Origin of the sequence: Paenibacillus sp. UNC496MF (assembly GCF_900113915.1) — a bacterium.
Classification (GTDB): domain Bacteria; phylum Bacillota; class Bacilli; order Paenibacillales; family Paenibacillaceae; genus Paenibacillus_Z; species Paenibacillus_Z artemisiicola.
Window position 1 is genome coordinate 219380 of the sequence record NZ_FORE01000005.1, and the last position, 25567, is coordinate 244946.

23 protein-coding genes are annotated in these 25567 nt (G+C 57.5%); all 23 read right to left on the bottom strand.

What is annotated here, in order from left to right; translation table 11 throughout:
• Positions 1 to 109: 109 nt before the first annotated feature.
• The 23 genes from BMZ79_RS05795 to BMZ79_RS05905 all read right to left on the bottom strand — a co-directional run bounded on the left by BMZ79_RS05795 (position 110) and on the right by BMZ79_RS05905 (position 25441).
• A complete protein-coding gene (locus BMZ79_RS05795) occupies positions 110 to 976 on the bottom strand; it encodes a 2-oxoacid:ferredoxin oxidoreductase subunit beta (protein ID WP_090637493.1) in 867 nt (288 codons plus the stop codon).
• 1 nt (position 977) lies between these two features.
• Positions 978 to 2711, bottom strand: a complete 1734-nt coding sequence (locus tag BMZ79_RS05800; RefSeq protein ID WP_090638709.1) for a 2-oxoacid:acceptor oxidoreductase subunit alpha — start codon at positions 2709 to 2711, stop codon at positions 978 to 980.
• A 191-nt stretch (positions 2712 to 2902) separates the two neighbouring features.
• Positions 2903 to 3856 carry a dipeptidase gene (locus tag BMZ79_RS05805; protein WP_090638711.1) on the bottom strand — a complete coding sequence of 318 codons (954 nt, stop codon included), beginning with the start codon at positions 3854 to 3856 and terminating at the stop codon, positions 2903 to 2905.
• A 120-nt stretch (positions 3857 to 3976) separates the two neighbouring features.
• Positions 3977 to 4237, bottom strand: coding sequence for a stage V sporulation protein S (locus tag BMZ79_RS05810; RefSeq protein WP_028597363.1), 261 nt, complete (start codon positions 4235 to 4237; stop codon positions 3977 to 3979).
• 264 nt (positions 4238 to 4501) lie between these two features.
• Entirely contained in the window at positions 4502 to 5296 is a 795-nt protein-coding gene (locus BMZ79_RS05815) for a TIGR00282 family metallophosphoesterase (protein WP_090637495.1), read from the bottom strand.
• A gap of 78 nt (positions 5297 to 5374) precedes the next feature.
• Positions 5375 to 6916, bottom strand: a complete 1542-nt coding sequence (gene rny, locus BMZ79_RS05820) for a ribonuclease Y (RefSeq protein ID WP_090637497.1) — start codon at positions 6914 to 6916, stop codon at positions 5375 to 5377.
• Positions 6917 to 7091: 175 nt separating this feature from the next.
• Positions 7092 to 7766, bottom strand: coding sequence for a RecX family transcriptional regulator (locus tag BMZ79_RS05825; RefSeq protein WP_090637499.1), 675 nt, complete (start codon positions 7764 to 7766; stop codon positions 7092 to 7094).
• Positions 7767 to 7849: 83 nt separating this feature from the next.
• On the bottom strand, positions 7850 to 8905 hold the full coding sequence (recA, locus tag BMZ79_RS05830) for a recombinase RecA (protein ID WP_090637501.1): 1056 nt from the start codon (positions 8903 to 8905) through the stop codon (positions 7850 to 7852).
• 213 nt (positions 8906 to 9118) lie between these two features.
• The gene (locus BMZ79_RS05835; RefSeq protein WP_090637503.1) at positions 9119 to 10378 is read right to left on the bottom strand and encodes a competence/damage-inducible protein A; all 1260 of its coding nucleotides are present in this window, start codon (positions 10376 to 10378) and stop codon (positions 9119 to 9121) included.
• 110 nt (positions 10379 to 10488) lie between these two features.
• Positions 10489 to 11073 carry a CDP-diacylglycerol--glycerol-3-phosphate 3-phosphatidyltransferase gene (gene pgsA / locus BMZ79_RS05840; RefSeq protein WP_090637505.1) on the bottom strand — a complete coding sequence of 195 codons (585 nt, stop codon included), beginning with the start codon at positions 11071 to 11073 and terminating at the stop codon, positions 10489 to 10491.
• Positions 11074 to 12399, bottom strand: a complete 1326-nt coding sequence (gene rimO, locus BMZ79_RS05845) for a 30S ribosomal protein S12 methylthiotransferase RimO (RefSeq protein ID WP_090637507.1) — start codon at positions 12397 to 12399, stop codon at positions 11074 to 11076. It lies immediately after the preceding gene.
• A gap of 150 nt (positions 12400 to 12549) precedes the next feature.
• Entirely contained in the window at positions 12550 to 13038 is a 489-nt protein-coding gene (locus BMZ79_RS05850; RefSeq protein WP_090637509.1) for a YajQ family cyclic di-GMP-binding protein, read from the bottom strand.
• A gap of 120 nt (positions 13039 to 13158) precedes the next feature.
• Positions 13159 to 14175: a helix-turn-helix domain-containing protein gene (locus tag BMZ79_RS05855; RefSeq protein ID WP_090637511.1), complete on the bottom strand. Its 1017-nt coding sequence runs from the start codon at positions 14173 to 14175 to the stop codon at positions 13159 to 13161.
• Positions 14176 to 14210: 35 nt separating this feature from the next.
• Entirely contained in the window at positions 14211 to 14975 is a 765-nt protein-coding gene (locus BMZ79_RS05860; protein ID WP_090637512.1) for a DUF3388 domain-containing protein, read from the bottom strand.
• Between the two features lie 196 nt (positions 14976 to 15171).
• The gene (locus tag BMZ79_RS05865) at positions 15172 to 15423 is read right to left on the bottom strand and encodes a DUF3243 domain-containing protein (RefSeq protein WP_090637513.1); all 252 of its coding nucleotides are present in this window, start codon (positions 15421 to 15423) and stop codon (positions 15172 to 15174) included.
• A gap of 125 nt (positions 15424 to 15548) precedes the next feature.
• On the bottom strand, positions 15549 to 16280 hold the full coding sequence (gene ymfI / locus BMZ79_RS05870; protein WP_090638714.1) for an elongation factor P 5-aminopentanone reductase: 732 nt from the start codon (positions 16278 to 16280) through the stop codon (positions 15549 to 15551).
• A 14-nt stretch (positions 16281 to 16294) separates the two neighbouring features.
• The gene (gene yfmH / locus BMZ79_RS05875) at positions 16295 to 17581 is read right to left on the bottom strand and encodes an EF-P 5-aminopentanol modification-associated protein YfmH (protein ID WP_090637516.1); all 1287 of its coding nucleotides are present in this window, start codon (positions 17579 to 17581) and stop codon (positions 16295 to 16297) included.
• A 5-nt stretch (positions 17582 to 17586) separates the two neighbouring features.
• Positions 17587 to 18867, bottom strand: coding sequence for an EF-P 5-aminopentanol modification-associated protein YfmF (gene yfmF / locus BMZ79_RS05880; protein ID WP_090637518.1), 1281 nt, complete (start codon positions 18865 to 18867; stop codon positions 17587 to 17589).
• A gap of 129 nt (positions 18868 to 18996) precedes the next feature.
• The gene (gene sleB / locus BMZ79_RS05885) at positions 18997 to 19788 is read right to left on the bottom strand and encodes a spore cortex-lytic enzyme (RefSeq protein ID WP_090637520.1); all 792 of its coding nucleotides are present in this window, start codon (positions 19786 to 19788) and stop codon (positions 18997 to 18999) included.
• A gap of 98 nt (positions 19789 to 19886) precedes the next feature.
• Complete coding sequence (locus BMZ79_RS05890) at positions 19887 to 22541, bottom strand: DNA translocase FtsK (RefSeq protein WP_090637525.1); 2655 nt, start codon at positions 22539 to 22541, stop codon at positions 19887 to 19889.
• Positions 22542 to 22616: 75 nt separating this feature from the next.
• Positions 22617 to 22841 (bottom strand): YlzJ-like family protein, encoded by a 225-nt coding sequence (locus BMZ79_RS05895; protein WP_090637527.1) that lies wholly within the window; start codon positions 22839 to 22841, stop codon positions 22617 to 22619.
• Complete coding sequence (locus tag BMZ79_RS05900; RefSeq protein WP_090637529.1) at positions 22838 to 23590, bottom strand: ClpP family protease; 753 nt, start codon at positions 23588 to 23590, stop codon at positions 22838 to 22840. The genes BMZ79_RS05895 and BMZ79_RS05900 overlap by 4 nt, the downstream gene beginning before the upstream one ends.
• Before the next feature lie 171 nt (positions 23591 to 23761).
• The gene (locus BMZ79_RS05905) at positions 23762 to 25441 is read right to left on the bottom strand and encodes a ribonuclease J (RefSeq protein ID WP_090637531.1); all 1680 of its coding nucleotides are present in this window, start codon (positions 25439 to 25441) and stop codon (positions 23762 to 23764) included.
• Between the last annotated feature and the right edge of the window lie 126 nt (positions 25442 to 25567).

Consider the following 25567-nt stretch of genomic DNA (forward strand, 5'->3'; position numbering starts at 1 on the left):
GATTTTCCATGGCTTCGCCGCGTCCGGCGTAGGGCCCTCACGTTCAAGAAGGCACGCCGTCCGGAGAGAGCGGCATGCCTTCTTGATCACGCGTTCGCGCGATCGGGGATTATTTGAATTCCGCGACGAGCTTGGCGAATTGCTCCTGGGAGAGCGCGAGGTCCTGGTTGGCCAGACCTTCCGGCTGGAAGCCGCCGATCATGGACTCGTACGATTGACGTTCTTTGTTTTGATAGATCAGGCCGGTCAGCATGCCGTTCGTTTCCATGATTTTATTCATGGCCGCGATGCGGTTGGACGGATCGTAATCCGGGAATTGGTCCAGGTTGACGATATTCTCCTTGAACCAGTCGTACGTGTTCACTTTGTTGAACGTGACGCACGGGCTGAACACGTTGATCAGCGAGAAGCCTTTATGGTTGAGGCCGGCTTCGATCAAGGCCGTCAGCTGCTTCAGATCGCTGGAGAAAGATTGCGCGATGAACGTCGCGCCGGCCGACATGGCGATTTCGAGCGGCGACAGCGTGGACTCGATCGAGCCTTCCGGCGTCGATTTCGTTTTGAAGCCCTCGGCGGAACGCGGCGACGTTTGGCCTTTCGTCAAACCGTAGATTTGATTGTCCATGACGATGTACGTCAGGTCGATGTTGCGGCGGATCGCATGGACCGTATGCCCCATGCCGATCGCGAAGCCGTCGCCGTCGCCGCCGGAAGCGATGACGGTCAGCTCGCGGTTCGCCAGCTTGACGCCTTGGGCGATCGGCAATGCCCGGCCGTGAATGCCGTGCAGGCCGTACGCGTTAATATAACCCGAAATCCGGCCGGAGCATCCGATGCCGGAGATGACGGCGAGGCTTTCCGGCTCCAAGCCGACGTTGGCCGCCGCGCGCTGGATCGCCGCCTGGACGGAGAAGTCACCGCAGCCCGGGCACCAGTTCGGTTTTACGTTGTTGCGAAACTCTTTGAATGTTGCCATGTTAGACCAACTCCTTGCATGCTTTGTGCACTTCGGAAGGCAGGAACGGATTGCCGTCGTATTTCAAGACGCTTTTGATTTTATCGGCGTGACCGGCATGCAGCTTCACTTGGTCGGCCAGCTGGCCCGTCGCGTTGTTTTCCAGTACGACGACCTTCGAAGCCGCGCTCAAGTAAGGCTCGACCAGATCCGCCGGGAACGGATGGATTTGGCGGATGGTCAGGTGGTTCGTTTTCAGGCCGTCCGCTTCCATACGAACGCGCGCCTCGTCGATCGTGCCGCCCGTCGAGCCCATGCCGATGATCAGGAGATCGGCTTCCGCATGCGGAGCGTCCGCGCGAACGGCATCGCGAATGTGCAGGCCGTTCAGCTTGTTCAGGCGTTTATCCATCATGTTCTTGCGGTTTACCGCGCTTTCCGACGGACGTCCCGTTTCGTCGTGCTCGACGCCCGTTACGTGGTGCAAGCCGAATTTGTCGCCCGGGATGACCCGCGGGGAGACGCCGTCCTCCGTCAGCTCGTAGCGCTTGAAGAGCTCGTTCGGCTGGAGCTCCGGCAGCTCGCGAACGAGCTTGCCGCGGCTGATCGGCACTTTATTCAAATCCAGCTGCTCGCATGACTGCTTGCCGAGCGACAGCTGGAGATCCGTCATCAGGATGACCGGAACTTGGTATTCTTCCGAAAGGTTGAACGATTCGATCGTGTCGTAGAAGCAGTCTTCGAGCGACGCGGGCGCGATGACGATCTTCGGAATTTCGCCGTGCGTGCCGTACACCATCGCGTTCAAGTCGGACTGCTCCTGCTTCGTCGGCAAGCCCGTGGACGGACCGCCGCGCTGCGTATCCACGATGACGAGCGGGGTTTCCGTCATGCCCGCGAGGCCGATCGCTTCCATCATGAGCGACAGGCCGGGACCGGCGGACGCGGTCATCGTGCGCACGCCTGCATAGTTGGCGCCGATCGCCATCGTCACCGCGGCGATTTCGTCTTCCGTCTGCACGACGGTGCCGCCGAATTTGGGAAGCTTCTTGATCAAGTATTCCATGATCTCGGACGCCGGCGTAATCGGATACGCGGACATGAGGCGGCAGCCGCCGGCCAGCGCGCCGAGGCCGATCGCTTCGTTGCCGATCATGAACAGCTTCTGCTTGCCGTCGGCAGGCTCGAGCTGGAATTCTTCCAGCGGTCCGCCCGCGAGCTCGAGCACGAAATCCGCGCCGCGTTTGACCGCCTCGATGTTTTTCTCGACGATGGCCGGACCCTTGCGCCCGAACTCTTCTTCGACGGCTTTATTGAATACGTCGATTGGCAAGCCGAGCAGCGCCCAGGATGCGCCGGACGCGACCATGTTTTTCATCAGCGACGTGCCGAGCTCTTCGGCGATCGACGTGATAGGCACGGGAAATAGACGAGCATTGATCCCGTCCGGAAGAACCGGGTTGAACTTGGCGTCGGCTACGACCACGCCGCCGGTACGCAGCTCATGGGCGTTCAAATCGATGCTTTCTTGGTCGAACGCGACCAAAATATCGAGATCGTCCGAAATGGCAAGCTTCGGCGTCGTGCTGATCCGGATTTTGTTGTTCGTGTGGCCGCCCTTGATCCGCGACGAAAAGTGGCGGTAGCCGTACAAATAATAGCCAAGCCGGTTAAGCGCCGTCGAGAAAATACGGTCGGTACTCTCTACGCCCTCCCCTTGCTGCCCCCCGATTTTCCAAGACAATTGACTGATCAAAATGCCCATCTCCTCTTTGAATGAACCTGCAATATTTTCGACAACATTAAAAATCGGTAAATGGATTCTAGCTTATAATCAAATAAATTTTATGTCTCTAAGTACTAAAATGCAAGCTGTTCCCGCTTTTTTTCGAATAGTTCTTTTCGATTATACCCATACCGCTGCGAGATTGAAATAAATGGAATCGTTCATTGCGGCAGATGCTTTGCCAAAAACGTCATCGCGTTCGTTTCGAAGAACGCGCCGACCAGCGCATCGGAGTAGTTCGCCGACAGCGCATCCTGCAGCCGGTGAAGCTCCCCCGGATGGGTCAGCTCGCGAACGTACTGGTCGATTCCGTCGAAATCCGAGCCGAACATCAGCTGGCGCTCGCCGCCAAACTCGCAAATCCGTTCTACGTGACGCAGCACGTCAGCAATTGCGGCAGGCGCGCGCGTCGAAGACACGAATTGCGGAACGAACGTCACGCCGATCAGCCCGCCGGCGGCGAGAAGCGCCTTGATTTGCTCGTCCGTCAGATTGCGCGGATGCGGGCAAAGGCTGCGGCAGTTGGAATGGGAGGCGATGACCGGCTTCCCCGACAGCTGCAGCGCATCCCAGAAGGCGCGGTCGCTCAGATGCGATACATCCACTAGTATACCCAATCTATTACATTCTTCTACGAAGGCTCGGCCTTTTTTTGTCAATCCGCCGCCGCGCGGCTCGAGGACGCCGTCCGCTCCCCAGTTGGCGTTGTTCCAGGTGAGGCCGGCCGCCCGTACGCCGAGCGCGAACAGGATGCGCAGCATCGCCAGGTCCCCCTGCAGGCCGTCAGCGCCTTCGAGCGACAGCATGGCTCCGATCGTCCCCGGATTCCGCCGGAGCGCCGCCACGTCCCCTGCCGTGCGGATAAACGCCATCTCCGGCAATGCGAGCACCTTGCGGTAGAAGAGATCCACGCTTTGCAGGAGGGGCACCATCGTTTTCTCCATCCGGTCCGGGATATAGAGCGCGAACGTTTGAAACGTCGAGCCTGCCTGCTTCAAGCGGGGAAGCGTCACGTCCAGCTTGCCTTGGTCGTCCCGCTCGAACGAGAGCGTCGGGTCCTCCAGCAGCTTCCAAATGACGTCGCAATGAAAATCGGCTTTACGAACGGGTTCCATCGCCATCTTCCTTCCGTTTACGGTTTTTGGACTCCTTTAATGATTAGAAAACAATGCAAAAAAACCTGCCTACGTCGTAAACAGGTCAAGTCTCTAACATGATTGGTCCGGACTCCGGCTTTATCTGGGTTCTACAATGAGCTTGATCGCCGTACGATCTTCGCCGTCGATGACAATATCCGTGAATGCCGGAATACAGATCAGGTCCACGCCGCTCGGGGCTACGAACCCTCTCGCGATCGCGACCGCCTTGACAGCTTGATTCAACGCACCAGCCCCGATAGCTTGCAATTCAGCCGCTCCGCGTTCACGCAAAACGCCGGCAAGCGCTCCTGCAACAGAATTTGGATTAGACTTTGCTGAAACTTTTAAGACATCCATGGAAAGTGACCTCCTCGGGAATGATGGATGAATACCGCTATTCAGATAGTATTCGAGAGAGGCGAAAAAATTCCTTCTTTCTTGATGCTTTGTTTGCTAAATCTTCTGAATTGCAAGAATCTTTCATAGAGCAAGATGTTCCGGATCGGACGCTTACGGCCCTCTCGTGTCCTTCCTCGTTACTATTAGCCGGAAACGCGCGAAGCTAAACAAGCATATGACCACCGCTATGGCGAGCTCGCGCACAAAATAAAAAAATGGCTGCTACATGAGCAGCCATTCCGTTTCCGTCAGCCGGATTTTTTGAATTTTCTTCGCTTTGCCCGTCGCATCGTCGATCTCGACCGCAACCGCGTGCAAATGCCAGTCGCCTTCGTCGACGACGAACCGAGCGGGCAGCTGGGTCAGAAACTTATGCAGGACGGGGCCGCGTTCCATGCCGAGCACGCCTTCCATGGAACCCGTCATGCCGACGTCCGTGATGTACGCCGTTCCGTTCGGCAGCACCCGGTCGTCGTTCGTCTGCACATGGGTATGCGTGCCGACCACGATCGAAGCTTTGCCGTCCAGGTGCCAGCCCATCGCGATCTTCTCCGACGTCGCTTCCGCGTGGAAATCGACCAGGATGTTTTTCGTCTTTTGCGCGAACTGCTCGATCAGCTCGTCCGCTTTGCGGAACGGGCAATCGATCGGCGGAAGGAATGTCCGGCCCTGCAGGTTGATGATCGCCAGCTCTTTCCCGTTCGCTTTAATAAGCGTCGCTCCCTGCCCGGGCGCCTCCGGCGCAAAATTCGCCGGCCGGACGATCCGCGGCTGATCGTCGATCCATTCGAAAATATCTTTGTTGTCCCACGTATGATTGCCCATCGTGATGCCATGCACGCCGGCGTCCAGCAGTTCCTTGACGATCGGCGCGGTGATCCCCCGGCCGGCAGCGGCGTTTTCGCCGTTCGCGATGATGATGTGCGGGGCGTATTTCGTTTTGAGCGCGGGCAGCACCTTCTTGACGGCCGCGCGCCCGACGTTGCCTACGATGTCGCCGATAAACAATACGTTCATGTCGTTCCTTACCTTTCTGTCATAAACCGGAAAAGTGGCTGCCAGGCAGCCACTTTTCCGGTTCAATCTGCTATGCGGTTATTTGGCATATTCGACGGCCCGCGTCTCGCGGATGACCGTTACTTTAATATGCCCCGGATAATCGAGCTCGTTCTCGATCTTCTTCGTAATGTCGCGCGCCAGGCGGAATGCCTCGGTATCGTCGATTTTCTCCGGCTGCACCATGACGCGAACCTCGCGTCCGGCTTGGATCGCGTACGATTTCTCGACGCCGTCGAACGATTCCGAAATGTTTTCCAGCTTCTCCAGCCGCTTGATGTACGTCTCGAGCGTCTCTCTTCGTGCACCCGGTCTAGCGGCCGACAGCGCATCCGCAGCCCCGACCAGCATGGCGATGACCGAAGTCGCTTCGCAATCGCCGTGGTGGGAGGCAATGCTGTTGATGACGATCGGGTGTTCTTTGTACTTCTTCGCCAGCTCCACGCCTATCTCGACGTGAGATCCTTCCACTTCATGATCCAGCGCTTTGCCGATGTCATGCAGCAATCCGGCTCTTCTTGCAAGCGTGATGTCCTCGCCCAGCTCCGCTGCCATCAGACCGGTCAAATACGCGACTTCCATGGAGTGCTTCAGCACGTTCTGTCCATAGCTCGTACGGTATTTTAAACGGCCCAAAATCTTGATCAAATCCGGGTGCAAACCGTGTACGCCGACTTCATACGTCGCCTGCTCTCCGTATTCGCGGATGCGTTCGTCCACTTCCTTGCGAGACTTCTCGACCATTTCCTCGATGCGCGCAGGGTGGATGCGTCCGTCTGCGACGAGCTTCTCGAGGGATGTCCGGGCAATTTCGCGGCGGATCGGATCGAAACCGGACAATATGACCGCTTCCGGTGTATCGTCGATGATGAGATCGATACCGGTCAACGTTTCCAGTGCGCGGATGTTGCGGCCTTCGCGGCCGATGATGCGACCCTTCATTTCTTCGTTCGGCAGCGCGACGACGGACACCGTCGTTTCGGCTACGTGATCGGCCGCGCAGCGTTGGATGGCCAGCGAGATAATATCGCGAGCTTTTTTGTCAGCTTCTTCCTTCGCTTGCTGCTCGATCTCTTTGATCATTTGCGCCGTTTCATGGCGAACCTCTTGCTCGACGTTGGTCAGAATGACTTGCTTGGCTTCCTCCATCGTCAGGTTCGAAATGCGCTCCAGCTCTTGAAGCTGCTGCTTGTAGAGTGAATCGATCTGCTCTTGCGTTTCTTCGATCCGCTTCTCTTTGTTGGCTACTTGTTCTTCTTTGCGTTCCAGCGCTTCTATTTTTTTATCCAACGACTCCTCTTTCTGAATCAGTCGTCTTTCAAGACGCTGTACCTCATTGCGACGATCGCGAATGTCTCTCTCAGCTTCGGTACGGAGCTTGTGGACTTCATCTTTCGCCTCGAGAACCGTTTCTTTCTTCAGCGCCTCCGCGTCTTTCCTCGCATTATCTACGATTTGGCTTGCGGCTTGCTCGGCACTGGAAATTTTGGCCTCGGCGATCGATTTTCGAATAAAATAACCGACACCAAAGAAAATTGCACCAACAACGAGAGCGATCAGGATAGTTGCCCATACTGGCATTATCTCACCTCCTCGTTGTTCACCAAAGCAAACGCTTGGGACAGTATTTGGTTTTTTCCAGCCGGTTTTTAGCTTTCACACTTAATTTGGCGAAAATAATGGTTTCGAATCAATTTTTGGAAGGAAAATCGATTCTGGATGAAAGAATACAAATTCATTTTATCTGTTGTGAAAATCAATTGTCAAGCATATGCCCATCTTCGTCCTCGAGTTCGCTTTGCGCGGCCGCTTTGACCGCCTCTCGGACGGCGCCCGAAGGGAATCCTCTGCGCAGGAGAAACGCGGCCAGTTTATGCTTCCGTTCCCGCTCTTCGCCCTTCAGATGCGGCCATTTCTTGATCGCGGCGTTCACGGCGATCTCCGTCTCCGATTCTTCGTTCAACTTAGATGCGGCCTCCTTGGCGGTATCGCGCTTGATGCCGCGCTGCAGCAGCTCCTGCTGCAGGAGACGTCTCCCCTTCGATTGCGACCGCATCCGCTGGGCGGCGTACAGCTCGGCATACACCGAATCGTTCACCAGCCCTTCGCGTTTCAGCCGTTCGATCGCTTTGCGGACAGCCCCCTCTTCCAGCTCTTTCTTGGCCAGATAGCGGCCGATTTCCTTCTCCGTCCTCTGCCTCGCTCCTAAGTAAGCAAGCGCCAAGACGTACGCCCGATGCTCGCTGTCCTCGTGCAGAATCTGCTTCAATTCGTCGGCATCGATCTCCCGGCCTTTGAACAGCCGAAATTTGATGAGCAGGTCTTCGTGCACGCTCGTGAACGGGTCCCGGGCATCATTGACAAACAGGTGATACCGCTGCTTTTTCTTCTTGTCTTGTTCGACGCTTGTGATCGTAAGAATAAGATCCACACCTCTCTCCTAAACAAAGAAGCACCTCGTCAAAGGTGCTTCTCGAATCGTATAGGCTCGCTTATGCTTTACTTGCTTATGCTTTATTCGAGCTCGAGTTCCAGCTCATCGTCTTCCTCGTCTTCGCTGAACGCGGCGGCGTTAGCCGTTGCGGCCGCCACGTTACTGGCGTCGCGGATCTGTTTCTCGATGACGGAGGAGATATCCGCGCGTTCCTTCAAGAATTGCTTCGCGTTCTCGCGGCCTTGACCGAGGCGTTCGCCGTTGAAGGAGAACCAGGCGCCGCTCTTCTGAATGATATCGTGTTCGACGCCGATATCGACGATGCTGCCTTCCTTCGAGATGCCTTCGCCGTACATGATATCGATCTCCGCTTGCTTGAACGGAGGCGCGACTTTATTCTTCACGACCTTGATGCGCGTACGGTTGCCGACCACGTCGTTGCCTTGCTTGATCGATTCGATGCGGCGGACGTCGAGACGGACCGTCGAATAGAATTTAAGCGCACGGCCGCCTGGTGTCGTCTCGGGGTTACCGAACATGACGCCGACTTTCTCGCGCAACTGGTTGATGAAGATCGCGATCGTCTTCGACTTGCTGATCGCGCCGGAAAGCTTCCGAAGCGCTTGCGACATCAGACGCGCCTGCAGGCCGACGTGGGAATCCCCCATGTCGCCTTCGATTTCCGCTTTCGGCACGAGCGCCGCGACGGAGTCGACGACGACGATATCGACCGCGCCGCTGCGAACGAGCGCTTCGGCGATTTCGAGCGCTTGCTCGCCCGTGTCCGGCTGGGAGAGCAGCAACTCGTCGATGTTGACGCCGAGTTTATTGGCATAGGAAGGATCCAACGCATGTTCCGCATCGATGAATGCGGCTTGTCCGCCCGCGCGTTGAACTTCCGCGATCGCATGAAGCGCTACGGTCGTTTTACCGGAGGATTCCGGTCCGTACACTTCGATAACCCGGCCTCTAGGGAAACCGCCGATGCCAAGGGCAATATCTAACGCGAGCGAGCCGCTGGATACGGTCTCGACTTGCATGTGAGTCGATTCACCAAGTTTCATAATGGAGCCTTTACCAAATTGCTTCTCTATTTGACGCAGAGCCATTTCAAGCGCAGCTTTACGATCCGCCAACGAACTCACATCCTTCATGATTTATACTCTCATGATACCTTGTTTTAACTGCTTTGACAAGACTTTTTACGAACATATATTCCTATTTCTCTATTGGCCAATAGAGCGCATAAAAAAAACCGCAGCAAAGTAATCTTCGCCACGGTTCTTCCGTCTAGAGTCGATTATAGTCGATCCCTATCGGGTTGGCAAGCTTTAATTTTACACGATCCGCTAGGCATCTTCGCGGTCGGACAAAGCCTGCCATAACCGGTACAGCAGCGATTTGGCGGCGCGGACCCGGATCATCTCGCGGTTGCCGTTCAGCGTCGCCGTGAACACCTTCGTTTGCTTACCCCGTTCGGCGAGGCCGAAATAAACGAGGCCAACCGGCTTGCCCTCGGACTCCGATGGTCCCGCGACGCCGGTGAGCGAGACGCCGAAGTCGCTCTCGGCCAACTCCCGCGCCCGTTCGGCCATCAGCGCGGCCGTCGACTCGCTGACGGCTCCCGGCGCGCCGGGACCTTCCAACTGCGACAGCGGAATGCTGAGCAGGCGATGCTTCATTAAATTCGTGTACGTCACGACGCCGCCCGTAAACTCGCCGCTGCTTCCGGGAATCCGGGTAATGAGCTGCGCCAGCAGCCCGCCCGTAAGGCTCTCCGCGCTCGCCAAGGTGCGTCTGGACGCCCGCAGCAAACGAATGACCGCTTCTTCCAGCGTGATGTCTTCCCTGGCATAGAGATGCTGCCCGACGCGCTCGCGAATCGCCTTCTCCGTCTCGTCCAGCCTGCCGTTCGCCTCGAGCTCGCTCAACGCTTTCGTCGACAGCCGGATCGCCACCTCGCCTTCCTTGGCGTACGGCGCGATCGACGGATCCGTCTGGTTCTCGATCAAGTCGATGAGCGCGTTCTCCAGGCTGGACTCGCCGATGCCGGCGAACTTCAAGAGCCGCGAATACAGGCGCCGTTCCTCGTTCATGACGGTGCGCAGCCAAGCTTTAGCAGGGCCGTCGAACATGGGCTTCATCTCGCGCGGCGGCCCGGGCAGCAGCACGTAATGCGTGCCGTCGGCCGTAAACGCGTTGCCGACCGCCAGCCCCGCTTCGTTGTGCAGCGGTTCGCTGCCCTCGATCAGGTTCGCTTGCCTGCGGTTGCTTTCGACCATATGAATGCCGCGCGAGGCAAACATCGCCTCGATTTTATCCATGCTCGGCTTATGCTCTTCGATGGCACGGCCCAAATATTCGGCCAGCGCGTCCTTCGTCAAGTCGTCCATCGTCGGGCCTAAGCCCCCTGTAAACAGAATCAGATCCGCGCGGGTACGCGCCAATTCGATCGCTTGGCGGATGCGGGCGGCGTTATCGCCCACGACGGTTTGAAAATAGACGTCGATTCCCATTTCCGCGAGGCCTTGCGACAAGTACGTCGCGTTCGTGTTGACGGTTTGGCCGAGCAATAGCTCCGTGCCGACCGCGATGATTTCTGCGCGCATGTGAACATCTCCACTTCGTATGTATAGGATGGGCGAACTGAACCGGAACGCAAGAGAAGAAAAGCATCACTCTTCCATGAACGGCGAAGAAGTGATGCCCGACTGTCGAACTATGCGGTAAGCGGTATGAGGTTTTTGTTTTTGACGAAGTAGTCGATGCCCGAGTATACCGTAATGATCGCCGCCGCGTAAATCGAAATCTGATCGAACGGAAAGTCGAGGAAGGCGAACGGGAAGTTGTTGAGCAGCAGCGCGATGATCATCGTGATCTGCACGGCCGTCTTCCACTTGCCCCATTTGCTCGCCGCCACTACCGTGCCCTCGAGCAGCGCGATTTGCCGCAATCCCGTCACCGCGAACTCGCGGCTGATGATGACGATGGCGATCCAGGCATGCAGTTTCTCCATCTCCACGAGGGAGATCAGCACCGCCGCGACGAGCAGCTTATCCGCCAGCGGATCGAGCAGCTTGCCGAGGTTGGTGACGATTTTGTTCTTGCGCGCGATGTAGCCGTCGAGTCCGTCCGTGCTCGCCGCTACTATGAATACGAGCGTGGCCAGGATTTGATTCCACGTAATGGAAAAATCGGAACCGTCGAACGTGAGCGGCTTCAAATCGACGTTGATGAGCAGCAGCACCATGATGATCGGCACCAAGAAGATGCGTGCGAGCGTAATGCGGTTGGCCAAATTCACTTAGAGCCCCTCCCCGGACATGTCGAATTCGTAAGCGTGCGTGATCCGCACCCTTTGAATTTCGCCGATCGCGGCCTTGCAGTTCGAAATAAACACTTCGCCGTCGATTTCCGGAGCGTCGTAAGGCGAACGGCCGACGTATACGTCGCTGCGACCGTCGTAACGTTCGACAAGCACGTCGATTTCCTGGCCGATGTACTTGCCGCTCAAATCCTTCGACACTTGGCGCTGGATTTCCATCAGCGTATTGGAACGCCATTCCTTGACGTCGTCCGGCACGGCGTTCGGCAGGCGAACGGCCGGCGTGTCCTCCTCCGGCGAATACGTGAAGACCCCGAGCCGGTCGAACTTCATTTCGCGGACGAAATCGCACAGGCGATCGAAATCCTCCTCGGTCTCGCCGGGGAACCCGACGATGATCGACGTGCGCAGCGCCACGTCAGGAATCTGCGCGCGAATGCGGGAGACAAGCTCACGCGTATCGCGTTGGCGGCCCGGACGGCGCATGCGCTTCAGGATGGAATCTTCGCTGTGCTGCAGCGGCATGTCGATATAGTTGCACACCTTCGGGTTGGACGCGATCGTCTCGATCAACTCGTCCGAGAAGAACCCCGGATAAGCGTAATGCAGGCGCACCCAGGCGATGCCTTCCACTTCGCTGACGCGGTTGAGCAGCTCCGGCAACATGAACTTGTCGTACAAATCCGTGCCGTAGTTCGTGGAATCCTGCGCGATCAGGCTGACTTCCTTGACGCCTTGGTTCGCGAGCTGCCGCACTTCGTCCACGATCGATTCGATCGAACGGCTGCGGAACTTGCCGCGCATAATCGGAATCGAGCAGAACGTGCAAGCGTTATCGCAGCCCTCCGCGATTTTGACGAACGCCGTATAGCGCGGCGTCGTGACGAGCCGCGGCAGCTTCTGATCGTAGTCAAACGCCGGATTGCCGACTTTGACCGGCCGTTTGCCGCGCAGCGCTTCGTCGACGATATCGGTGATATGGTGGAAATCGCCCGTTCCGACGATGCCGTCGATTTCCGGCATCTCGTCCATGAGCTGCTGCTTGTACCGCTGCGTCAGACAGCCCGACACGATGAGCGCTTTCAACCTTCCGGTCTGCTTTAGCTCCGCCATGTCCAAAATGGTATTCACGGATTCTTCCTTGGCGGCGTCGATAAATCCGCACGTATTGACGATGATGACGGTCGCATCGTCTGCCTGGTCCACCAAATGGTAGCCTCTGGCATCGATCAATCCCGACATGATCTCGGAATCGACGAGGTTTTTCTCGCATCCCAACGTTACCACTTTCACTCTTTCAGTCATCGATGTGTCCCCCAAACCCCTCCGAAAAGCTATCTTACCCAGTATAATACATGGCCTATGCAGTGTCAAAACAGGAAAAAGCCCCGAAAGGCCGCGATTTCGGCGGCAAAACGGGACCTCGCCTATGTACGTTAACGGCGCTTGCCGTCCTTATTTATAGTTCGTAAACTGCAGGTCGATCTGCAAATCGGCGCCTCGCAGCAGCGCCATAACCGCCTGAAGATCGTCTAGGCTCTTGCCGGTTACCCGGATGGAATCGCCTTGGATCTGGCTTTTCACTTTGATTTTGGAATCGCGGATCAGCGTGTTGATTTTTTTGGAGCTGTCCTGTTCGATTCCTTGCTTCAGCTTGACTTTTTGCCGGACGGTTCCCATCGAAGCTGCCTCGACTTTGCCGAATTCCATGTTTTTGATCGGAACGCCGCGCTTCATCATTTTGGATTGCAAAATGTCGATGACGTTCTTCAGCTTGTATTCGTCGTCCGAAACGACGACCAAGTCGGTCTTCTCCAGCGTGAAGCTCGTTTTCGTTCCTTTGAAGTCGAACCGGGTGTCGATCTCCCGCTCCGCTTGCGTGATCGCGTTGCTCAGTTCCTGCATATCGACTTTCGACACGATATCGAATGAATGATCCGCCATTGCGCTGCAGCTCCTTTGTCTTTCCTTTTCTTGTCACGTATTATAACGTATCCCGCTCCGCAAGAAAAGGCACCCGGGACCATAATGCCTGCAGTCCGGATGCCTTTGTTGTGGCGAACATCAGGGCGTCGTTCCCGCGTTCGCCGCGTTTCCCGTCCCGGTCGTGCCCGTTCCGGACCCGGCGGATTCGCCTTCCACGGGGGTAAGCTGAATTTTTCTAGAACCCGCTTTATTGCCGTCGTCGATTAATACACCATCGACGGTTACGTCTACGGTATTCGCGTGCGCCACCGAAATATACACTGGTCCATCCGCATCGTAGGAAACGCTATCGTCGCTTTCCAGCGTCTTGCTCAATACCATTTTTCCGTTATGGCTTTTTTGGTAAACACCGACCCATACCCGTCCCGTGGATTTGAACTCGATCTTATGAGCGCCGCCCGGAGACACATTGTAATAATCCGTCGTGCCCGACGTCCGGTCGAGCGTCAGCGTCGTCGTCGGTGCCGTCGGCGGCGGAGTCGTCTCGCCCTCCGACTGTTGATCCGGCGGCGTTGCCGAATCCGTCCCCGTGCCGTTCGTCCCGCTCCCGTTAGAAGCTCCGCCTCCGTTCGTCGATCCGCCGCCCGTTGTCGCGTTGCCCCCGTTGTTCCCCGTACCCTTTTCCGGATTCGTCGCCGGAGGCGTCGTTTCGTCGGTCATCTTCGTCTGATCCGCCGAATCCACGTTCTCTTTGCTTGGCTGCTTAATGGCGAAGATATAGACGAGCACGATGATCAGCAGCAGAAACGACCACATGAGCGCCCGAAAGCCCCATCGGCTTATGCGGTCGGACGTATGCGACTGGCCGCCGGACCGACGCGGCCGCTGAACGGGCTCGATTACCGGCTGCTCCGGTACGCTCGACGGAATCTCCTTATTATAGAGACGCAGTACTTCTTCCGCGTCCAGTCCGACGGATTCGGCATAGTTTTTCACGAATGCGCGTACATAGAACGAACCGGGAAGCACGCTGTAATTGCCTTCCTCGATGGCTTCAAGATAACGCTTGCGGATTTTCGTCAAGTCCTGAATATCGTCCAAGGACAGGCTTCTCTGTTCCCTCGCTTTCTTGAGCAATGCGCCCAAATCCGACATGACCACACCTCCTTATCATTATTGGCTCACCGGTATTAAAAATCATTAAAGCCCATCGTGAACGATTCGTACGAAATTTCTTCGTCCGGCGTATTGCGAAGCTCGATGATATAATCGAAGTCGCTGTATTCGAATGCCGACTCTTTTACGAAAATATCGGGATGCTCGATGACTTTCGTCGAAGGCATCGCCATGATTTCCTGAAGGAGCGCATGATGCTTTTCATTGGAACGAATGGTGCTTACGATCCCGTCGATAATAAAAATATTGTTCGGCGTCATTTCCTCTTCGGACAGCTGGCTGCGGACCGTCTGGCGCAGGAGCGTCGAGGACACGAACGTCCATCGCTTGTTCGAACAGACGCTGCCGGCGATGATGGATTCCGTCTTGCCGACGCGCGGCATGCCCCGCAGGCCGATGACCTGATTTCCTTCTCTTTTAAACACCTCGCCCAAAAAGTCAACCAGCATGCCGAGTTCGTCGCGCGTGAAGCGGAACGTTTTGCGGTCGTCGGAGTCTCGCTCGATATAGCGCCCGTGCCGGACGGCTAAAATATCGACCAGCTTGGGCTCGCGAAGCTTGAGCACCGTGATATTGTCGACCTTCTGCAGCATTCGTCCGAGGATTTCGATCTTCTCGTCGTCGTTCGTCTGCAGCAGCATGCCGCGGGTGCGGTTTTCGACCCCGTTGATCGTCAAGATGTTCACTTCGAGCATGCCGAGCAGCGACGCGATGTCGCCGAGCAGGCCGGGGCGATTCTTATGTATTTTATATTCCATGTACCATTGTTTGAATTCCATCGGAGGCACCTCTGCTGAAAGGATGAAGTTCTTTGAAAGCTTCTTATCGATATGAGAGCAAACCCGCCCGCCGTAGCGCGTTCGAGCTATGAATTTATGCTTTAAAAAGTTTATTCTACAATATTCGTCAAATTCCTGCAACAGGCAGCGAACATTACAGAAAAGCCTCCGCTGGGGAGGCTTTTCTCGTGGGCGTTTACGAATGTTGGACGAGCTTGACCATCAGGCCTGCGATCGTTTTGCGTTCCGATTCATCGCCGACATCCCACAATTGCTTGAGCGTACGCTGCTCTTCGTTCTTCGGATCGACCTTCTCATCCAGGAAGGAGCCGATCTCGTAAGCGAGGTTGGAAATCGTGTCTTCGTTCAACCCCATGCTTTTTGCTTGCTCGACGCGGTCAGATAAAAACTCTTTCCAGGTACCGAAGTTAGAAAGGACTGTTGCCATTGATGAACTTCCTCCTTTGCGTGTTGGCTGTTGATCAGCAACAACCGTATTGTTCGCGCAAGGAGCGACATTTATTCTTCACCGGACCGGTCGTCCGATTTTTTCTCGAAGATAAGGCCACCCGGTCAGGTCAACCAGCCGCCGTTCGGGCTGATGATCTGGCCGGTGATATAAGCGGATTCCGGCAATGCCAAAAAGTACACAAGCGAAGCGATTTCTTCCGGCTGCGCGAAACGGCCGACCGGGATTTCGGATTGGAGCGCCACCTTCTCGGCGGCGTCCAGGTTGTCCAGCATGACGGTATCGACCGCCCCCGGCGCGACCGCGTTCACGGTTACGCCCGACGGCGCGAGCTCTTTGGCAAGCGCTTTAGTAAACGCGTTCATTCCGCCTTTGCTGGTGGAATACAGTACCTCGCACGAAGCGCCCGATATGCCCCAAATCGACGACACATTGATGATCCGGCCGAACCGCTGCCCGATCATGGCCGGCATGAACAGCTGCGTGCACAAGAACATGCCTTTCAAATTCACGTTCATGACTTCGTCCCAATCGTCGTCCGTCACGTCCGCCAGCATGCTGTAATGGGCAATGCCCGCGTTGTTCACGACGATATCGGGCACCATGCCGCGCTGCTCCAGCTTCTCGCGCATCCGCAGCAGTTGTTCCCGCGAACGGACGTCCGCGGATACGGTCAGCACGTTGGCCGCTCCGAGCCGCATGCAGCTGCGAGCGGTCTCGTTCGCAGCCTCATGCGCCTGATTGTAGTGAATGACGACGTTCATGTTCTCCACCGCGAATCGGCGCGCGATTGCGGCGCCGATGCCGCGGCTTCCCCCGGTTACGAGAACGGTCATTTCCTTTAACGTTTTCAAGCTTCTTCCTTGGCTACGATCGATACCGCCATCCGGTCCCAGTTGAAGTGGCTGCGCAGACGCGCGTTGGCTTCGTCGAGCGTGATGCTTTCATAGACCGGCAGCAGCTTGAACAAATCCGCCCCGCGGAAACGGTAACGCGTAAATTCGCTAGCAATCGCTTCGGGGGAGTTCAGCATGCGCAAGTAACCGCCGATTTTTTTACGTTTCGTACGTTCGAACGTATCGACGTCGAGCCCTTTCGCCTGCGCGGCTTCGATCGCTTGGCGCAGCCTGCGCAGCAGCTCGTCGGGATCGCGAGATTCACCGCCGACGACGGAGAACGCGTAGTCCTCGCTGCTGTTGAATTCATGGCCGAACGAATCCGTGATCAGCGTGTCGTCGTACAACGCGTGATAAATCGGCGAGCTGGAGCCGAGCAGCGCTTCGAGCATAAGCTTCGTCGTCAGCTCCGTGCGCAGCAGCTCCTCCGGATCGGACGCGCCGCCGCGCTCCTTGAAGCCGATCATGACCTTCGGCATGGAGACGGGGAGCGTCGTCTTCTTGAGCGGAATCTTCACGGTGTCCGGCTCGGGATCGAAGTAGCGGGTAATCTCGCCCTGCCGCTCGAACGGCTTGCGCGCCTGATTGTCGCGAACGAGCTTCATGACCGTTTCGGGTTTCACGCCGCCGACGACGAACAGAAACATGTTGGACGGATGGTAAAACGTTTCGTAGCAGCGATAAAGCGTTTCTTTGTCGATCTGATAGATGGACTCCACCGTGCCGGCGATGTCGATGTGGATCGGGTGTTTATGGTACAGCGCGTCGATCACGCCGAAGTACACGCGCCAGTCCGCGTTGTCGCGGTACATGTTGATCTCTTGCTCGATGATGCCCTTTTCCTTCTGGACGTTCTCGTCCGTGAAGTAAGGATGCTGCACGAAATCGATCAGCGTCTCCAAATTCGCTTCGATCTGCTCCGTCGCCGAAAACAAATAGACGGTGCGGTCGAAACTGGTGAACGCATTAGCAGACGCGCCTTGGGACGCAAAGGTTGCAAAAATATCGCCCGTCGGCTCCTCGAACATTTTATGTTCCAGGAAATGCGCGATGCCGTCGGGAACCGAAACCGGTGCTTGACCGCCGACCGCGAACCGGTTGTCGACGGATCCGTATTTCGTCGAGAAGGTCGCGTACGTTTTGCTGAAGCCTTCCTTCGGAAGCACGACGACCTCGAGCCCGTTTGGCATGACTTCGCGGTATAACGTCTCTTGAACGCCCGGGTAGGCTAACGTTTCCATTGGCTTCAGCCCTCCTTATTGTCGCGCAGGAAATAGATCGTGTCGAGCTCGGCTTTGCGCGCGACGGCCGCGATCTGTTCCGGCGTGACCGCCTGCACTTCCCGCAGCAGCTGCATCGCCGAACGCTCGCGCTTCGACAGGACGGCGTTGAAGTCGAACCCGATCATTTCGTTGGCGGAATCCTGCAATTCGCGCAAGTGATTGGCGATCATCGCCTTCGTCTGGCTCATTTCCAACTCGCTGTACGAGCCGCTGCGCATCTGCTCCAGCTGCTCCTGAATGATCGTCTTGGCCTTCTCATAGTTGCCGATTTCGATGCCGGATTGAATCGTGCAAATGCCTTTATGTCCGTCAAGCCGCGATGCCGCGTAATAGGCCAAGCTGGCTTTCTCGCGAACGTTGAGAAACAGCTTGGAGTGCGGATAGCCGCCTAAAATGCCGTTGTACATCAGCGCCGCCGGATAGTCGTCGTCGCCGTATCCCGTATTGATGCGCAGCCCCATGTTCAGCTTGCCTTGGGTCACGTCCATCCGTTCGACGACGTTCTGGACTTCCTTCACCGGCTTGGTTGCCGAGGAGACGCCGTAGACGGCGGGCTCGCCCGCGTTGTGGCGGAAGGCTTCAGCGACCAGCGCTTTCACCTCGTCCAACGTCGTATCGCCGACGACGTACAAATCGAACGCCGCCGTCCCCAGCCAATCCCGGTACGTTTTCGTCACGGATGCCGGCGTGATCGCGTCGATGTCCTCCATCCGCCCTAGCGGGTGCAGCCTGTACGGCTCATCCGCGCACATCACTTCCAAGCAGCGCTCGGCCGCATACCGGATTTTATCGTTAATGATCGCTTCGAGCCGCTTGCGCAGGGTATCCTTCTCCGCCTCGACGTATTTGGGACGCAGGACGCCGTTCTCCATGACGGGGTCCGTGACCACTTCGCCGAGCAATTGGAGCGATGCCGCGAGCAGCGGCCGGTCGGACGACACGAAGCGGTCGTTGATGACGTCCATGCGGAATTGCACGATCTGCGAATCTCCGCGCTTGTAAACGTCGAAACCGAAGCCGGCGCCGTACAGATCGTCGAGCCGTTCGCGGAACGCGATCGTTTCCGGCGTGGAAGCGGTGCCTCTGCGCAGCACGAAAGGAATCAGCGCGGCCGAAGTGACCGTCGATTCATGAAGCGGCAAACCCGCGTATAGGGAGATTGAAAAGGTTTTGAAACGCTGCGTCGGCAATACATGCAGTCGAATTCGGTTCAGCTGTCCTCGTTGAAATGGCGAGTTGCTCACGCCTCACGTCCCCTTCCGCTCAAGTGATATAAAGCCAATCTATTCCAATTCCCAGAGATCTATTCCATTCTACCCGATGCGAAAAGGAAGAAGCAACCCGCGTCCTCGTGCGGGCTGCTTCAGCCGACTCTACATGCAGAAAATGTGTTTTCCGATGGTTTTGACCTGCGGACGGGTCCAGATCCACTTGGACGTCGCCGTCTCGGGGTTAAAATAGTAGAGGCAGCCGCCCGTCGGATCCATGCCGTTCAGCGCGTCCTGCACGGCCTGAGCCGCTTTCTCGTTCGGGGTCAGCCAGATTTGGCCGTCGGCGACCGCCGTGAACGCGCCTGGCTGGAAGATCACGCCGGACACCGTATTCGGGAAGCTCGGCGATTTCACCCGGTTCAGGATAACCGCCGCCACCGCGACCTGCCCGATATAAGGCTCGCCGCGGGACTCGCCATACACGGCATTCGCCATGAGCTTCAGATCGTTCGCGGACAATCCGAGCGAGTTGGATTTCGTGACGTCCGATCCAGCGTTGTCGCTTTGATTGCCGCCGGCTCCCGTTCCCGCGTTGCCCCCGCCGCTTACGGCCGTGTCCGCCTCCGAGGGCGCCCAATTCTTGGTCGCCTCCCACAGCTTCAGCTTCGTCTTGGCGCCGACGACGCCGTCGGACTTGAGCCCGAATTTCCATTGAAACCAGGTAACGGCGTTTTTTGTGGAGGAGCCGAACACCCCGTCCACCTTGCCGTCGAAAAAACCGAGGAATTTCAGCCGCCCCTGCAGCTCTTTGACGTCTTTGCCCGACGATCCGACCTTGAGGGTTGCGCTGCTGAACGTTTCCGCCGATTTGCCGAAGTGGGCGTTCTTAAGCGAGAATGCCCCGAACAACAGGAGGACGATGACGATGGTCACCGTAATTAAACGATTTCTCATCTTGGAATCTGCCTTTCTCTTGCAAATGTTTTCGCAAAGCAAGCCGAAGCATATTCCTATTATGAGAAATCGAGGGAACAACTATGCATGAAGCCGAATTATGAACTGATTCGGCCGGCGTCGTATTGATCGATCGACAGCAAAACTTCCCGCGGCTTGCTGCCTTCGTAAGGACCGACGACGCTTCGCGCCTCCATCTGGTCGATCAGCCTCGCGGCGCGCGTATAGCCGATGCGCATGCGCCGTTGCAGCAGCGAGACCGACGCCTGCTTCGCCTCCAGCACGATTCGGACGGCCTGGTCGTACAGCTCGTCCAGCATTTCCTCGCCTTCCGCCGCCGTATCTTCCACTTCCGGAACGAGGTCTTCCTTGTACTCCGCCTCGCCTTGGCCCCGCGCATACGTCACGATGGCCTCGACTTCCTGATCGGACAGAAACGCCCCTTGCACGCGAATCGGCTTGGACATGCCTACGGGCAGGAACAGCATGTCGCCGCGGCCGAGCAGCTTCTCCGCGCCCGCCATGTCGATGATGGTACGCGAGTCGACCTGGGACGAGACGCCAAAGGCGATCCGCGACGGAATGTTGGCTTTAATGACGCCCGTAATGACATCGACCGACGGCCGCTGCGTCGCGATGATCAGGTGGATGCCCGATGCGCGGGCCATCTGCGCCAGCCGGCAAATCGCATCTTCCACGTCGTTCGCCGCCACCATCATGAGATCGGCGAGCTCGTCCACGATGACCACGATGTACGGCAGCACCGCGGCCGGATTATCGGCCATCAGCGTGTTGTAGCCTTCGATGTTGCGAGTGCCCGACTTGGAAAACAGTTCGTAGCGCTTCTCCATCTCGACGACGATCTTCTTCAGCGCGAGCGATGCCCTGCGCGGATCCGTCACGACGGGCGCGAGCAAATGCGGAATGCCGTTGTAGACGTTCAATTCGACCATCTTCGGGTCGATCATGAGCAGCTTCACTTCATCCGGCCGCGCTTTGTACAAAATGCTCGTGATGATGCCGTTAATGCAGACCGATTTCCCCGAACCCGTCGCGCCCGCGACGAGCAAGTGGGGCATTTTGGCCAAATTGCCGACGATCGGCTGCCCGGAAATATCCCGTCCGAACGCGATGGACATTTTGGACGTCGCGTTCTGGAACGATGGCGTCTCCATAACCTCGCGCATCGTGACGACGGATACTTCCGTATTCGGCACTTCGATCCCGATGGCCGATTTGCCGGGAATCGGCGCTTCCATCCGAATATCCTTCGCGGCGAGCGCCAGCGCGATATCGTCCGTCAAGCCGACGATCCGGCTGACCTTCACGCCGGTGGCCGGCTGCACTTCGTAGCGCGTCACCGCCGGGCCCCGCACGACGTCCAGCACTTTCGCGCGGACGCCGAAGCTCTCGAGCGTCGCTTCCAGCTTGCGCCGCGACTCGATCGAATCCGCGGCTTCGCCCGCCTTCCCGCCGCCGTTCGGCTTCTGCAGCAGCGCCAGCGACGGCAGCAAATACGGCTTCTCCGACGGCGGCTTCACGATGCTGCCTGCCGCGTCGGGCTCCTCCTCCTCGTCCGGCGAAGCGATCGCCGGGCTGCGCGGCGGATGAGCCGGCGATTCATCCGGAAAATCGTCGTCCAAACGGTCGGCCTCTCGAACGTCCGCGACCTCTTCATCGTCGTCGAGCGGCTCGTCCGAATCGTAGGGCAGCGATTCCGCCGGCGGACGGGCGGACTCCGCCAGCGGCGGATTCCAAGGCTGCGCCGGCACGGACGGCTCTTCGATCGCGCCCCCGCCTTCCAGCACGGGCGAGCGCCAATCGTCGTCCTCTTCTTCGTCCTGCCAGACGGCCTTCCGGGCGGCGGACTTGCCGCCGGTACCGCTCGCGGCGTCATGCTCGTCCTCCAGCTGCCATTCTTGATCGCCGGGCTCGTGGCCGCCCTCCTGCTTGGACACGTCGTTGAACCACGAGAAGATCGGCGAACGCTTCTTTTTGGTCCGCGCGCTCATGGCCGCCGCGTATGCGTCATCGTCGTCCTCATCGTCCAGGTCGTCCAGTTGCACGGCTTTGCCGGCGCCTTTGGATGACGCTGCTCCTGCCGTTGCCGGCTGGCGCCGCGAGACGATTTTCATGCGCAGCAGGGACAGGAAGCGTCCTCCTCTGACGCGAGCGGCGCGAAGCAGATCGACGTACGATTTGCCCGTCATCAGCATGACGGAAATCGCGAACATGACGATCATGATAAACTTCGCGCCGAAATAACCGAATAACCAATAGAGCAGCGTATACTGGATCGCGCCGGCATATCCGCCGCTTGCCGAATACGTGACGCCGGCTCCTTGCGAATCCGCTGGAGCGTCCATGAGCGAGCCCCGAATGTCGCTGCCGAGCTGCGACAGGATATACGAAGCGGTCAATCCGCCCGTCGGCTCCGTCTTCTGATCCATGACGGCGATCGAGCTCCAAAGCGTGCAGGCGAGCACGACCAGCAGCGCGCCCGTCTTGCGGCTGGACCAGCCCGAAGGCCAGGCCCGCTTGATCATGACGGCCAGACCGACATAGATGCCGACCAGCGCCAAAACAAAATAGAACTTGCCTAATACAAGTCCGAATAATTTCGATAATGCGCGGCCGACGGTCGCTTCTCCGGATAGTGCGATGACGGATACGGTGATCAGCAAAATCCCGTATACTTCGTATTTAAGGCTCGTCCCGACTGAGTGTTTTCTCTTTTTCTTTTTCTTAGCCAAAATCGTCACCTCTGTCAGCTATTATACCATAGGAGCAGGGTGCGATGTGTTACTATTATCCAGCGCGGAGCCCGGTTACGAGGTTGTCGCGCCGTACGCGACGAGCGTCCCGGGCGTCAGCTCGGGGCGCAAATACGCGTCCAGCGGCCCGTCCGTCAGGCGCACGATGCGCCCGATGCCGGGCGCGACGGCTTCGATTTGCAGCCGGACGTCGCCGGCTTGAACGGTCAGATAAGGCCCCGGCTGCTGGCGGATTCCGTCGAGCACGAGTTCGAGCGGCATGACCGAATAAATCGTCATTGCGTCAGCCCTCCAAGCACCGGTGCGCCTGCCGATTGGCGTCTCGCATCGATCAGTTGGTTCAATCGGCGCAGCGCCTGGCCGATCCCGCCGACCTGGTCGATCAGCCCGTGCTTGACCGCGTCGGTGCCGATGACCGTCGTGCCGATATCACGCGTCAGTTCGCCGGTCTTGAACATGAGCTCCTTAAATACTTCTTCCGTGACGTTGGAGTGCGACGTCACGAACCGGACGACCCGCTCCTGCATCTTCTCCAAATATTCGAACGTCTGCGGCACGCCGATCACGAGGCCGTTCAGCCGAATCGGATGAATCGTCATGGTAGCCGTCTCCGCGATGAAAGACGTATTGCCGGCTACGGCGATCGGCACGCCGATGGAATGGCCGCCTCCGAGCACGAGCGTCACCGTCGGTTTCGTCAGCGACGAGATCATTTCCGCGATGGCCAGACCGGCCTCCACGTCGCCCCCGACCGTGTTCAGAACGATCATGATGCCTTCGATTTTCGGATTTTGCTCCGCCGCGACCAGCTGCGGAATGAGATGCTCGTACTTCGTCGTCTTATTTTGCGGCGGCAGAACGATATGCCCCTCCACCTGTCCGATGATCGTCATGCAAAAGATATTGGATTCCGCTGCCGGCGTCGCCGTTTGGCCCAGCTGCTGGATCGTTTCGACGACCGGATTGCCGATCGGCGGCTTGGCTGCCGGCGGCTCCGGCTGCTCCGACTTGAATGTTTCCTCCCACATTGCCTGTCCTCCTCGATGTCATGCTAGGCTTTGCCATGGCTGGCTCTGCATAGTATGGAATCCCCTTGCGGATTTATACGGACCCCCGGGAATAAAAAAACGGCCTCCGGCCGAAGCTTATCGCTCCGCCGAAGACCGTCGTTTCTAGTTGTTCTATGGCTTGCGCCGTGCTTATACTTCCATAATAATCGGCAAAATCATCGGACGGCGGCGCGTCTGCTCGTACAAGAAACGGCCGAGCGCGTCCTTCACGTTCGTCTTCAGGGACGCCCATTCGTTGACTTTATCGTTCATCAGCTTATGCAGCGTCGAGGTAACAATTCGGTTCGCTTCTTCCAACAAGCCCTCCGACTCTCGCACGTAGACGAAGCCGCGGGAAATGATGTCCGGGCCGGACAGAATCGCGCCGTCCTGCTTGCTCAGCGTAACCACGACGACCAAGATGCCGTCCTGCGACAAGAGCTTGCGGTCGCGAAGGACGATATTGCCGACGTCGCCGACGCCGAGGCCGTCGATCAGCACGTTGCCCGCGGGCACTTTGCTGCCTTTGCGCGCCGTGCCGCCCTGGAATTCCACCGTATCGCCGTTATCGATGATGAAGATATTTTCCCGTTCGACGCCGACCGCTTCGCCGAGGTGCGCGTGCTGGCGGAGCATCCGGTATTCGCCGTGAATCGGAATGAAATACTTCGGACGAATCAAATTGAGCATCAGTTTCAGCTCTTCCTGGCTGCCGTGGCCGGAAACGTGAACGCCGGAGACGGAGCCTGGTCCGTAAATGACGTGCGCGCCCAAGCGGAACAGCTCGTCGACCGTACGGCCGACGTAGCGCTCGTTGCCCGGAATCGGCGTCGCCGCGATGATGACCGTATCGCCAGGCATAATGTCGACCTTCCGGTGCGTGGAACGAGCCATGCGCGTCAGCGCGGACATCGGCTCGCCTTGGCTGCCCGTGGACAGCACGGCGACGCGGTCCGCCGCCATTTTATTAATCTCTTCCGGTTCGATGATCGTGCCTTCCGGAATGTTCAAGTACCCGAGCTCCGACGCGATCGTTACGACGTTGACCATGCTGCGGCCGACGACGGCGATTTTGCGCTTCGTCGCGACGGCGGCGTTCACGACCTGCTGGATCCGGTGCACGTTGGACGCGAACGTCGCGACGACGACGCGCTGCGTCGCTTTGCGGAAAATATCTTCCAGCTCGGAGCCGATCATGCTCTCCGACGGCGTGAAGCCCGCGCGCTCCGCGTTCGTGCTGTCCGACAAGAGCGCCAATACCCCGCGGCGCCCGATATCGGCGATCCGCTGCAGATCGGCGTATTGATTGTTGACCGGCGTATGGTCGAACTTGAAGTCGCCCGTATGTACGACCGAGCCTTCCGGCGTATCCAAGCAAACGCCGACCGAGTCGGGAATGCTGTGATTCGTTTTGAAGAAGGACGCCTTGATCGAGCCGAGCTGCACTTCGCTGTCGGCATTGATCAAGATGCGTTTCGTTTCGCCGAGCAGACCTGCTTCCTTCAATTTACCCTCGATGAGACCGAGCGTCAGCTTGGTCGCGTAAATCGGCACGTTCAGATGCTTGAGCACGTACGGCAACCCGCCGATATGGTCTTCGTGGCCGTGGGTAATGAGAATGCCTCTGACTTTGTCGCGGTTTTCCGTCAAGTACGTAATGTCGGGAATGACAATATCGATTCCGAGCATATCTTCTTCCGGGAACTTGAGACCCGCGTCCACCACGACGATATCGTTCGCGTATTGAATGACGTACATGTTTTTACCGATTTCACCGACGCCGCCAAGGGCAAAAATAAGCAGCTTATCCTGGATGTTCTTCTTAGACAAGTGAATTCAATCCTCCTAATCGTACTACGAAATAAGGTGTACCTCGTCCGCCATTTAATCAAAAAATAGCGAAGAAGACACTTTGTTTCATCGCGATATATATTTTCCGAGCTCAAATTACACGGC